The sequence below is a fragment of the Streptomyces sp. NPDC016459 genome (assembly GCF_040632845.1).
Taxonomy (GTDB): domain Bacteria; phylum Actinomycetota; class Actinomycetes; order Streptomycetales; family Streptomycetaceae; genus Streptomyces.
The window spans coordinates 237570-249552 of the sequence record NZ_JBEYCR010000007.1 but is presented as its reverse complement, the minus strand read 5'-3'; the positions used below and the strand labels follow the sequence as shown (position 1 = coordinate 249552).

At 73.0% G+C, this 11983-nt stretch carries 11 protein-coding genes; 3 read left to right on the top strand and 8 right to left on the bottom strand.

What is annotated here, in order from left to right; translation table 11 throughout:
• Window positions 1-4: 4 nt before the first annotated feature.
• A complete protein-coding gene (locus ABZ567_RS19730; RefSeq protein WP_360791469.1) occupies window positions 5-1597 on the bottom strand; it encodes an alkaline phosphatase D family protein in 1593 nt (530 codons plus the stop codon).
• Between the two features lie 232 nt (window positions 1598-1829).
• On the bottom strand, window positions 1830-2663 hold the full coding sequence (locus tag ABZ567_RS19725) for an alpha/beta fold hydrolase (protein ID WP_360791466.1): 834 nt from the start codon (window positions 2661-2663) through the stop codon (window positions 1830-1832).
• 134 nt (window positions 2664-2797) lie between these two features.
• On the opposite strand from ABZ567_RS19725, the gene ABZ567_RS19720 reads away from it, so the two are divergent.
• Window positions 2798-3691: an RNA polymerase sigma-70 factor gene (locus tag ABZ567_RS19720; protein ID WP_360791463.1), complete on the top strand. Its 894-nt coding sequence runs from the start codon at window positions 2798-2800 to the stop codon at window positions 3689-3691.
• Between the two features lie 246 nt (window positions 3692-3937).
• On the top strand, window positions 3938-4678 hold the full coding sequence (locus ABZ567_RS19715) for a GntR family transcriptional regulator (RefSeq protein ID WP_360791460.1): 741 nt from the start codon (window positions 3938-3940) through the stop codon (window positions 4676-4678).
• A gap of 153 nt (window positions 4679-4831) precedes the next feature.
• Here the strand turns inward: ABZ567_RS19715 and ABZ567_RS19710 are convergent, their stop codons facing one another.
• Window positions 4832-5989, bottom strand: coding sequence for an ROK family transcriptional regulator (locus ABZ567_RS19710; protein ID WP_360791458.1), 1158 nt, complete (start codon window positions 5987-5989; stop codon window positions 4832-4834).
• Between the two features lie 152 nt (window positions 5990-6141).
• On the opposite strand from ABZ567_RS19710, the gene ABZ567_RS19705 reads away from it, so the two are divergent.
• Entirely contained in the window at window positions 6142-6579 is a 438-nt protein-coding gene (locus ABZ567_RS19705) for a hypothetical protein (protein WP_360791455.1), read from the top strand.
• 13 nt (window positions 6580-6592) lie between these two features.
• Here the strand turns inward: ABZ567_RS19705 and mug are convergent, their stop codons facing one another.
• The 5 genes from mug to ABZ567_RS19680 all read right to left on the bottom strand — a co-directional run bounded on the left by mug (window position 6593) and on the right by ABZ567_RS19680 (window position 11926).
• Complete coding sequence (gene mug / locus ABZ567_RS19700; RefSeq protein WP_360791718.1) at window positions 6593-7141, bottom strand: G/U mismatch-specific DNA glycosylase; 549 nt, start codon at window positions 7139-7141, stop codon at window positions 6593-6595.
• A complete protein-coding gene (gene purB, locus ABZ567_RS19695; protein WP_360791453.1) occupies window positions 7138-8580 on the bottom strand; it encodes an adenylosuccinate lyase in 1443 nt (480 codons plus the stop codon). Before purB ends, mug begins: the two co-directional genes overlap by 4 nt.
• A gap of 108 nt (window positions 8581-8688) precedes the next feature.
• Entirely contained in the window at window positions 8689-9471 is a 783-nt protein-coding gene (locus tag ABZ567_RS19690; protein WP_360791450.1) for an SGNH/GDSL hydrolase family protein, read from the bottom strand.
• A 95-nt stretch (window positions 9472-9566) separates the two neighbouring features.
• A complete protein-coding gene (locus ABZ567_RS19685) occupies window positions 9567-10586 on the bottom strand; it encodes a hemolysin family protein (RefSeq protein ID WP_360791447.1) in 1020 nt (339 codons plus the stop codon).
• Entirely contained in the window at window positions 10583-11926 is a 1344-nt protein-coding gene (locus ABZ567_RS19680) for a hemolysin family protein (protein WP_360791444.1), read from the bottom strand. The genes ABZ567_RS19685 and ABZ567_RS19680 overlap by 4 nt, the downstream gene beginning before the upstream one ends.
• Window positions 11927-11983 lie beyond the last annotated feature (57 nt).

Below are 11983 nucleotides of genomic sequence, written 5' to 3'. Positions count from 1 at the left end.
GCCGTCACTGACCGACGCGCCCCGGCCGCAGCACCTTGCTGAACAGCACCGCTCCGCCCTCGGCCCGCAGACGCACCGTCAGCTCCCCGCTGTGGCCGTCGATGTCGACCTCCCCGAAGTGCTGCGGGCTCTCCATCGGCGACAGATTGGCCCGCTCCGGCGCCCGGACGAACACCCGCTCCGGGCCGAAGGTCGCGTCGAGGGCGTTGGCCGGGAAACCGCCCGCCGCCAGCGGCCCCGACACGAACTCCCAGAACGGCGCGAAGTCCTGGAAGGCCGCCCGCTCGGGCGCGTAGTGCTGCGCCGAGGTGTGGTGCACGTCCGCCGTCAGCCACAGCGTCCCGGTGATCCGCCGGTGCTTGACGAACCGCAGCAGGTCCGCGATCTGCAGTTCACGGCCCAGCGGCGCGCCCGGGTCGCCCTGCGCGACCGCCTCGAAGTCCGCCGCGCCGTCCGGTACGACCAGGCCGAGGGGCATGTCCGCCGCGAGGACCTTCCACACCGCGTTCGACGCGGCCAGCTCCCGCTTGAGCCAGGCCAGCTGTGCGGCGCCGAGGATGCCCGTGGTGTCGTCGGCCTGTCGGCCGGGGGAGTTGGCGTTCCGGTGGGAGCGCATGTCGAGCACGAACACGTCGAGGAGCGGTCCGTACCGCACGACGCGGTGCATCCGGCGCTCGAGACCCTCCCCGCGCGCGTGGAGCGTGGAGACCGGCGTGTACTCGCCGAAGGCGCGCAGGGCCCGGGCGGCCAGGACGTCCACGTCCTTCTCCGTGTAGCGCGCGTCGTCCAGGATCTGGCCCGGGTACCAGTTGTTGCGCACCTCGTGGTCGTCCCACTGCACCACCGACGGCACCTGCGCGTTGAACGCCCGGACGTTGTGGTCGAGCAGGTTGTAGCGGAAGTTGCCCCGGTACTCGTCGAGCGTCTCCGCGACCTTGGACTTCTCCGGCGTCGTCACGTTCCGCCAGATCCGGCCGTCGGGCAGCGTCACGCTCGGCCGGATCACCCCGTCCGCGTAGATCGAGTCGCCGCTGCACAGGAAGAAGTCCGGGTCGAGACGGCGCATCTCCTCGTACGCGCGGAAGCCGCCGATGTCCGGGTTGATGCCCCAGCCCTGCCCGGCGACGTCGCCCGACCACAGGAAGCGCACCCCGTCCCGGCGCCGGTCGGGGGCCGTGCGGAAGGTGCCGGTCAGGGGCTCGCCCGTCCGGCGCGGATCGTCCGGGTCGGCGAGGGTGACCCGGTAGTGGATCTGCTCACCCGCCGGCAGACCGCGCAGCGCGGTGGTGCCGGTGAAGTCCGTGCCCGGGCCGATCAGCGGCCCCCGGTGGCGGCGCACCCGTCGGAACGACTCGCTGGCGGAGGTCTCGACGAGCATCCGCGCCGGGCGGTCCGACCGCACCCACACCAGACCGGAGGACGTCGTGACGTCGCCGGTCTGCACCCCCCACTCGGCGCGGGGGCGGCCCGACAGCGCGAACGCCGGGGCGGCGAGACCGGTGCCGCCGAGGGTGAGCGCCGCCGAGGCGGCCAGCGAGCCGCGCAGCACGCTGCGGCGGGCGGGGGAGGGGGAAGGTCCGGGTACGGACTGGGACATGGAGGGTCCTCCGAGGCGGTGTCCGGGCGGGGGCGGTGCGTCGCCCTATGCCTAACGGCCGGGGACGGCGCCCACACGAACCCCGCGTGAACAGATCATCGGGCACCCGCACCGGATCCCGCGCGCACGCCGCACCCCACGGCCCCCTGAGCCCACCGTGCCGGACCTACGCCGCGTCCTCGCCGACGCCGCCGTCGGCACCGGCCCGTCCACCCGTACGCCCCGGCGGCCCTCAGTCCCGGCTGCCGTCCAGGACGACGCGCGCGACGAGAGCCGGGTCGTCGCTCATGGGCACATGGCCACAGCCGGGCAGCCGGACGAGTCGCGCGCGGGGCAGGGTGTGCTTGGCGCGGACGCCCTGGCGGGGAAGGAGCAGCCGGTCGCGGGTGCCCCAGGCGACGGTGACGGGGACCTCGGGCACGTCGTCGCGGAAGCGCACGGATCCGCCGGCCGCCAGGGTCTGCCGGAAGCCGTTGGCGCCCCGCAGCGCGAGCGTCTCGGCGTAGACCGCCTCGGGCGAACGGCGTCCGGGGCGCGCGTAGATGCTGCTCGTGAGGGCGGTGCGCCCGGCGGGTGTGCGGGAGAGGCGTTCGATCACCGGCACGGGCATGGACCGGGCCGCGCCCCGCATCGCGCGGAGCGTCACGAAGGCGTACCGTCGCTCGCCCTCCGACCAGAAACCGGCGGGGGAGAGCGCGGTGACGGAGCGCACCCGCTTCTCCCGGCCGAGCTCCAGGGCGAGCAGCCCGCCGAGCGAGTTCCCCGCCACGTGCGGGCGTTCGACGCCGAGGACCGCGCAGAACGCGTCGAGCACGCGGCAGACGGTGGACAGGTCGTACGGGGAGCCGTCGGGCAGTGCGTCGGAGGTGCCGAAGCCCGGCAGGTCGACGGCGATCACGTCCCGTTCGGCGGCCAGGATGTCCAGGACGGGTTCCCACGCCTGCCAGTGGTGTCCGATCCCGTGCAGGAGCAGCAGCGGTTCACCCGCACCCCGGCGTTCGTAGGTGAGGGACGCCGAGCGGGGACCCGCGGGGGTCGCGATCGGGAACGTGATCCGTGCGGGCATGCGGACTCCCAGTCCTGGAGCTTGTCAGACGTCCTGTCAGTAAGAATTACCGATCAGTAGCCCGGAGTTCAAGACCCCGTCCGGAACTGGACAGAGGGAGGAAGGTGGGCTGGGATGGAGCGGTGCCCTTCGACATGCAGACCGACACCCTGACCGAACTCTTCGAGGAGCACCGCCCGATGCTCCTCGGCGTCGCCTACCGGATGCTCGGCCGCGCCGCCGACGCCGAGGACGTCGTCCAGGAGGCCTGGCTGCGCTGGACGGCCGAGGACCGGGCAGCCGTCCGTGAGCCCCGGGCCTTCCTCGTCCGCATCACGACGAGGCTCGCCATCGACCGGCTCCGACAGGCGCAGGCGCGCCGTGAGGCCTACGTCGGCCCGTGGCTCCCCGAGCCCGTCGTCACCGACTTCGTCCCGTCCGCCCCCGACACCGCCGAGCGCGTTCTCCTCGCCGACTCCGTCTCGCTCGCCGTCCTCGTCGTCCTGGAGTCCCTCTCCCCGCTGGAGCGGGCCGTCTTCGTGCTGCGGGAGGCCTTCGGCTTCCCGTACGGGGAGATCGCCACCGCCCTCGACCGCTCCGAGGCGGCCGTGCGGCAGCTCGCCGGGCGCGCACGGCGCCACGTCGACGAGAAGAAACCGCGCTACGACGTCGATCCGACCGAGCGTCGGGACCTGACCGAACGTTTCCTCGCCGCGGCGTCGGGCGGCGATCTCGGGGGACTCCTCGCCCTGCTCGCCCCGGACGTGCGCCTCGTCGGCGACAGCGGCGGCAAGGCCAGGGCACCCCGGCGGATCATCGAGGGCTCCGACAAGGTCGGGCGCTTCCTCGCCGCCACGTCCCGGCGGGCCGACGAGATGTACGAGCTGCGGTTCATCGAGAGCAACGGCGCTCCCGCCGTCCTCGTCCTCGCCGAGGGGCGGCCCGACACCCTGGTGCAGATCGAGGCGCGCGACGGGCGCGTCCAGTGCGTCTACATCGTCCGCAACCCCGACAAGCTCCAGGGCTTCGCCGTCCCCGACGGGCGCTGACCCCCGCGCGGTACACGGCCCCGCCTTCCTCTCCGGGAGGCGGGGCCGTGTGCTGCGCCGGGCTCACGGGGGCGCGAACGTCCTGTGAACGATCTAGGTCAGAGGGTCACATACGGGGGCGTTCGACGGAGGATTGGTCTTGACCAAGGGGGTGGCTCGCCTTATGGTCGCAGAGTTAGTGCAGGAACCTTTAATAAACAAGGGCGCGGAAACGCCGCGGGACACGGCGAAATGCGGAGGATCAGGGTGGGGACCACGCAGCTGGCATCGGTACCGGAGCCGAAGTATCAGCACCTCAAGACAGTGATCGGCGAAGCGCTCGACTCGGACTTCGCGGTCGGGGAGATCCTTCCCAACGAGCGCGAGCTGGCGGCACGCTTCGGCGTCGCCCGTGCCACGCTCCGCCAGGCCCTGGAGCAGCTGGAACTCGAAGGCCGGCTGCAGCGCCGCCGCGGCGTCGGCACCACGGTCGCACCGCCGCGTGTCGGCGTCGACGTCTCCACCACCCAGCACACCTGGCCGGGCGCCGGTGACGAGGCCTGGCAGTCCCTGGACTCCGCCTCCGACGTGGCCCCCGCGGCCGTCGCGCGCGTCCTGGAGACGAGCGCCGAGGACCGGGTGCACATCGTCCGCCGACTCCGCGTCAGCCAGGGCCAGCCCGTCGCCGCCGAGTTGCTGTACGTGCCCGCGGGATCCGTCCCCGGCCTCAGCGCCATCGACGCGCCCGCCGGCCCGGCGCGCGCCCGCGCGGTGCTGCGGGAACTCCAGCACCTCGCCCTCGACGGCCAGGACCGCTCCGTGGAGCTCGGTTCCGCCCGTGCCGACGACGCCAAGGAGCTCGACCGGCTGCCGGGCGCGCCCGTCCTCGTCGTGACGACCCGCTACCTGTCCGCGGGACGTACCGCAGCCGTCTCCGTGGCCACCTACCGCGCCGACACCTGCCGTCTGACCTTCGGCGACTCCGGCGACCTGGTCATGGCCTCGTAAGTCCCGCGCCCAAGCGCTCGCCGCCCCAAGCACCCTGCGGCCCGGCGCGCCCACGTCGAAAGCGCCCACGCCTGAAACGCCGCCCGGCCCAGCGCACCCCGGCCGGAGCGCCCCCGCCCCTCGGCCACCGGCCCGTCGCAGGACAGACAGTGTCTAGCGGCGGGCCGTCACCGTGCCGTCGACCGCGAACAACTGTTCCTCGACGTGGTCGAGGGCAAGCCGCAGCGCACCCGTGCCCACCGCCGCCTCGCCGAGCAGGGACAGCACCACCCGCGGCGGCCGCAGACAGAACCGGGCCAGTTCGTCCCGGAGCGGCTGCAGCACCCCGTCCAGGCCGGCCGCCCAGCCGCCGACGACCACCAGCTCGGGGTCGATCGCGAGCACCAGCGCCGCCACGTCGTGCACGAGCCGTTGGATGAACCGTTCCACCGCCGCCTCCGCGCGCGCGTCGCCCTCGCGGGCCAGCGCGAAGACCTTCGCGACCGCCTGCTCGTCCAGCGGGTGCAGCGGCTCGTCCGTGGTCGAGAGCAGGTGCTCGGGGGTGACGCCACGGCCGAGGAGGTGCAGGGCGCCGATCTCCCCGGCCGCGCCGCCGAAGCCGCGGTGAAGCCGCCCGCCGATCAGCGAGCCGGCCCCCGGGCTCAGTCCGGCCAGGACGAAGACGATGTCGTCGGAGTCGGTCGCGGCACCCTTCCAGTGCTCGGCGACGGCCGCCGCGTTCGCGTCGTTCTCCACGATCACCGGGCAGCGGAAGGAGCGCCGCAGTCGCTCGCCGAGCGCGAGGCCGGTCCAGCCGGGCAGGGCCGTACCCAGGCGGACGGTTCCGTCGGCCTCCACGATGCCGGGGGTGCCGACGCCGACGGCCCGCAGATTGGACCGGGCGACCCCGGCCCTGCGCAGCACGTCCGCGACGACCGTACGGACCCGGTCGAGGCGCTCGTCCTCTGGCGCCGTCTCCGACACCTCGCGCGATCCGGCGCCGATGATCCGCCCGTCCAGACCGGAGAGCAGGGCGGCCACCCGGTGCGGGCCGATCTCGATGCCGAGCAGATGACCGGCCTCCGCGCGGAAGCGGAACCTCCGCGCCGGACGTCCCTGCCGCCGGGCCTCGCCCTCCTCGGGGGCCGACTCGACGACGAGACCGCCTTCCATGAGCCCTTCGACGACGCCTTCGACCGTGGGTCGCGAGAGGCCCGTGATCCGGGTCAGATCGGTCAGCGTGGGCGCGTCGGCGCCACGCAGCGCATGGAGTACCACCGCGGAGTTGATCCGCCGCAGCAGAGACGGATCCCCGCCGGTCAGCCGCCCCACAGTGTGTCCTTCCAGCTCGTGCACCTCTTCGGGCGGATGGTACTCAATGGGCCCGGTCGCGGCGAGTGCCGCCCCGGCCGAGGGGCCGCCGCGGCTCGCGCCCTCCTCCTGACGGAACGCCAACTGTCAGTGGGGGCCGCTTTACTGGATCCATGACCACGGCACAGCACCTGGCGACGATCGACTTACTCCGCTACCGCGCCTTCCCGGCGGGACCGGAGCGCTCCGGCCCCGTCGGCAGCGGTCCGGGCTTCCACGTCGGGGAGCTCGCGACGAGCGAGGAGTTCTGGGAGGACGACGGCACCCGCCGCGAGCTCGTCGAGGAGCAGTTCGAGGCGGAGCGGGACGGGCTCACCGCCCTGCTCACCGCCCGCTGGGGCCCGCCGGACGAGCTGAGCCTGTGGTCCGTCCTCGAGCGGAGCATGGAGGGCGAGGAGATACCGGAGCCGTGGTCCACCCTCAGCTGCCACACCCCGCGGGTGACGCTGTGGCGGGCCGAGGGGCGGTGGATAGGCGTCGGCGTCTCCCAGTGGGACAAGGAGCTGCCGTTCCAGCTCCTCGCCGTGATCACCGACGTCGATCTCCCCTGAACACCGGGCAGCCCTACGGGAGGTCGGCCGCCTCCCGGAGACGGGCGTACTCCTCGGCCATCGTCGCCGCCGTCCAGTGGGCGTTCAGGCCACTCGGATTGGGCAGCGCCCAGACCCGGGTGGAGCCGATCACCCGCTCCTGCGGCCCGATCGCGGCCTTCGGCTCGCCGAAGGCCGTCCGGTACGCGGTGACGCCGACGACCGCGAGCCAGCGCGGCGCGAGCCGCTCCACCTTCTCGACGAGCAGCCGCCCGCCCTCGCGGTACTCCTCGCGGCTCAGCTCGTCGGCCCGCGCGCTCGCCCGCGCCACCACGTTCGTGATTCCGAGGCCGTACGACAGGAGTTCCTCCTGCTCGTCCGGCCGCAGCTGCCTCGGGGTGAAGCCGGACAGATGGAGCACCGGCCAGAACCGGTTGCCCGGTCGGGCGAAGTGGTGGCCCGTCGCCGCGGACACGAGACCCGGGTTGATCCCGCAGAACAGCACGGAGAGGCCGTCCGCGACCACGTCGGGAACGACGCGGTCGCGGACGGCCTCCAGCTGCTCCGGGGTGAACCGGGTCAGAGGATCGCCCCCGGCGTGTAGGCGGCGGCCTCCGGGTGCTGCTTGAGGATCTCCTCGATGCGGGAGACCACGGAGGCGACCTGGTCGGCGGCGGCGCCCGTGAAGGACAGCTTGTCCGCCATCAGCTCGTCGAGCTGCGCCCGATCCAGCGGGATGCGCTCGTCGGCGGCCAGCTTGTCGAGCAGCTCGTTGCGCTCGGCGCCCCGCTCGCGCATGGCGAGGGCGGAGGCGACGGCGTTCTCCTTGATCGCCTCGTGCGCGACCTCACGGCCGACCCCGGCGCGCACGGCGCCCATGAGGACCTTGGTGGTCGCGAGGAAGGGCAGGTAGCGGTCGAGCTCACGGGCGACGACGGCCGGGAAGGCGCCGAACTCGTCGAGCACGGTGAGGAAGGTCTCCAGGAGACCGTCGAGCGCGAAGAACGCGTCGGGCAGCGCGACCCGGCGGACCACGGAGCAGGACACGTCGCCCTCGTTCCACTGGTCGCCCGCCAGCTCACCGGTCATCGACGCGTAGCCGCGCAGGATGACCATCAGGCCGTTGACACGCTCGCAGGAGCGGGTGTTCATCTTGTGCGGCATCGCGGATGAGCCGACCTGGCCGGGCTTGAAGCCCTCGGTGACCAGCTCGTGGCCCGCCATCAGACGGATCGTCTTGGCGATCGACGACGGGGCCGCCGCCAGCTGCACGAGCGAGGTGACCACGTCGTAGTCGAGCGAGCGCGGGTAGACCTGGCCGACCGAGGTGAAGGCGTGCGCGAAGCCGAGGTGACCGGCGATCCGCTGCTCCAGGTCGGCCAGCTTGCCGGCGTCCCCGCCGAGCAGGTCCAGCATGTCCTGCGCGGTGCCGACCGGGCCCTTGATGCCGCGCAGCGGGTAGCGGGCGATCAGCTCCTCCAGGCGGCCGTAGGCCACGAGCAGCTCGTCCGCCGCGGTCGCGAACCGCTTGCCGAGGGTCGTCGCCTGGGCGGCCACATTGTGCGAGCGGCCCGCCATGACCAGCTCCGCGTACTCGGCGGAGAGCTTGCCGAGCCGGCCGAGGACGGCGACCGTACGGTCCCGCATCAGTTCGAGGGAGAGCCGGATCTGCAGCTGCTCGACGTTCTCGGTGAGGTCGCGCGAGGTCATGCCCTTGTGGACGTGCTCGTGGCCGGCGAGGGCGTTGAACTCCTCGATGCGGGCCTTCACGTCATGGCGGGTGACCTTCTCACGCTCGGCGATGGAACCGAGGTCGACCTGGTCGAGCACGCGTTCGTAGTCGGAGAGCGCCGCCTCGGGGACCTCGATCCCGAGGTCCTTCTGCGCACGCAGCACGGCGAGCCACAGCCGGCGCTCCAGCTTCACCTTCTGCTCGGGGGACCAGAGGACGGCGAGCTCCGCGGAGGCGTAGCGGCCGGCCAGAACGTTGGGGATGCGGGGCTTCGCAGTCACAGCAGTCACGTGGAGAGAGTCTACTGGCGGTTTCTGCAGGCCAGCGCCACGCTTCCGACTGGAGCTTGCTACGAGATCCAGCTCACGCGGAACGGGAACGGCCGGGCCCCGTCGGGCTCATGGACCCGCCGACGGCTCGTACGGGAGCAGTTCGGAGCGCTTGGGGGCGCGGCCGTCGCCCGAGGAGCGGCCGGTCAGCCGGCGCCCGATCCACGGGCCGAGGTGCTCCCGGGCGAAGCGGGCGTCCGCGGCCCGGCGGCTCGCCCAGCCGGCCGGGGAGGACGGGCCCAGTGGCGCCCGCCAGTCCTCCTCGGGCGCCAGCCCGAGTGCCTGCCACACGGCCTCGGCGACCCGGCGGTGCCCGTCGGTGGTGAGGTGGAGCCGGTCCACGTCCCAGAGCCGGGGGTCCCCGAGCGAGGGGGCCGCGTACAGGTCGACGACGAGGGCGCCGTGCCGGGCGGCCAGTTCGTCGATGTGGGTGAAGAGCTCCTCCATGCGGGGGCGGAAGCGCTCCATGACCGGGCCGTTGCGGCCGGGGCTGCGCATCAGGACCAGCCGGCCGCAGGAGGGGGCGAGCTGCTCGACGGCCTCGGTGAGCAGGCCGCGGACCCGGCCCATGTCGACCTTGGGCCGGAGGGTGTCGTTGAGCCCGCCGACGAGGGTGACGACGTCCGCCTTCATGGCGGCGGCCGCCTCGACCTGCTCGTCGACGATCTGGCGGATGAGCTTGCCGCGGACGGCGAGATTGGCGTACCGGAAGCCGGGGGCGCGGGCGGTGAGACGGTCCGCGAGGATGTCGGCCCAGCCCCGGTAGGAGCCGTCGGGCCTCAGGTCCGACATGCCCTCGGTGAAACTGTCGCCCAGGGCGACGAGACTGTTGTATGTGGCATTGATCTGCATGGCGGCTCGATCATACCGTGCGGTATGCGGGGGATGCCCGACTCACGGGAGGGCCCCGGGACACACCCGGGGCCCTCCCTGCGTCGTACGAGCCGTCACGAGGCCGCCGGGCGGCCCACCAGCTCCCGCAGCACGTCCTCCATCGCCACGAGCCCGGCGGGCCTGCCGTCCTCGTCGAGCACCGCCGCCAGGTGCGTCCGGCTGCGCCGCATCGCGGTCAGGACGTCGTCCAGCGGCGTGGCCGCCCGGACCCGGGCGATCGGCCGCAGCGCGGAGACCGGGAACGGCAGATCGCGCGGGAAGACGTCAAGGGCGTCCTTGACGTGCAGATAGCCGAGGATCCGGCGCTCCGCGTCCGCGACCGGGAAACGCGAGAAGCCCGACAGCGCCGACAGCGCCTCCAGCTCCTCGGGGGTGGTCCCGACCTGCGCGTACACCACCTTGTCCGGCGGCATCACGACGTCCCGCACGGGACGCCGGCCCAGCTCCAGGGCGTCGTGCAGCCGCTCGGCCGCCCGGTCGTCCAGGAGCCCCGCGTCGCCCGCGTCGGTGACCATCCGCGCCAGCTCGTCGTCCGAGAACGTCGCCGAGACCTCGTCCTTGACCTCCACCCGCAGCAGCTTGAGCAGTGCGTTGGCGAAGGCGTTGATGGCGAAGATCACCGGGCGCAGCGCCCGCGCGAGCGCCACCAGGGGCGGGCCGAGCAGCAGCGCGGTCCGCGTCGGCTCGGCGAGCGCGATGTTCTTCGGCACCATCTCGCCGAGGAGCATGTGCAGATACGTGGCCACGCTCAGCGCGATCACGAACGAGATCGGGTGGACCAGACCGTGCGGCACACCGACCGCGTCGAAGACCGGTTCGAGCAGGTGCGCGATGGCGGGCTCGGCGACGATGCCGAGCACCAGGGTGCACAGCGTGATGCCCAGCTGCGCCGCCGCGAGCAGCGCGGAGACGTGCTCCAGGCCCCAGATGACGCTGCGCGCCCGCCGGTCCCCGGACTCCGAGAGCGGTTCGATCTGGCTGCGGCGGACCGAGATCAGGGCGAACTCGGCGCCGACGAAGAAGGCGTTGACGATCAGGGTCAGCAGACCGATCAACAGTTGGATCGCGATCATCGGCCGACCTCCCCGGTCCTGTCGTCGGTGGTGTCCGTCACGGGCGCGTGCAGCATGACGCGCGCGGCCCGGCGACCGGAGGCGTCCACGACGTCGAGCCGCCAGCCGCCCAGATCCACACTGTCGCCGACGGCCGGGATGCGGCCCAGCTCCGACGCCACGACGCCCGCGAGCGTCTCGTACGGGCCGTCCGGCACCCGGAGGCCGATCGCCCCCACCTGGTCCGTACGGGCGGCCCCGTCGGCGGACCACAGCTCGCGCCCGTCCGCGTCCTCACCGGCCCGTGCCAGGTCGGGCGTCTCGTGCGGGTCGTGCTCGTCGCGGACCTCGCCGACGACCTCCTCGACGATGTCCTCCAGGGTGGCGACCCCGGCCGTACCGCCGTACTCGTCGATGACGACCGCCATCGTCTGCTTCCCGGACAGCCGGTCCAGCAGCCGGTCCACGGTGAGCGTCTCGGGGACGAGGAGGGGTTCGCGGAGCATCTCGCCGATCCGGCGGCGGTGCCGCTCGTCGGCCGGTATGGCCAGCACGTCCTTGATGTGGGCGATGCCGACGACCGAGTCGAGACTGCCCCGGTAGACGGGGAAGCGGGACAGGCCGGTCGCGCGCGTGGCGTTGGCGACGTCCTCGGCGGTGGCCTGCACGTCGAGGGCGGTGACCTGCACGCGGGGCGTCATCACGTTCTCGGCGGTCAGCTCACTCAGGTTGAGGGTGCGGACGAACAGCTCGGCCGTGTCCGCCTCCAGGGCGCCCTCCTTGGCGGAGTGCCGGGCGAGCGCCACGAGTTCCTGCGGGGAGCGCGCGGACGCCAGCTCCTCGGTGGGCTCCATGCCCAGGCGGCGCAGGATCCGGTTCGCGGTGTTGTTGAGGTGACCGATCAGCGGCTTGAACGCGGCGGTGAAGACCCGCTGCGGGGTCGCCACCACCTTGGCGACGGCGAGCGGTGAGGAGATCGCCCAGTTCTTGGGGACCAGCTCGCCGACCACCATCAGGACGACGGTCGACAGGGCGGTGCCCAGGACGAGGGCGACGGAGGAGGCGACCGTGGGGGAGAGGCCGACGGCCTCGGCCGGACCCCGGATCAGCTTGGCGACCGAGGGCTCGGCGAGCATGCCGACGACCAGGTTGGTGACGGTGATGCCCAGCTGGGCGCCGGAGAGCTGGAACGTCAGCGACCTGACGGCCTTGAGCGCACCGGCCGCCCCGCGCTCGCCGCGGCTCGCGGCGGCTTCGAGTTCGCCGCGCTCGACCGTGGTCAGCGAGAACTCGGCTGCGACGAAGGCGCCGCACGCGACGGAGAGGAGGAGCGCCAGGAGGAGGAGCAGCACTTCGGTCATCGGTTCACCTCCGTCCCATGATCGGCCAGGGCGGGAAGGATCGCTCGATGTCGGTCG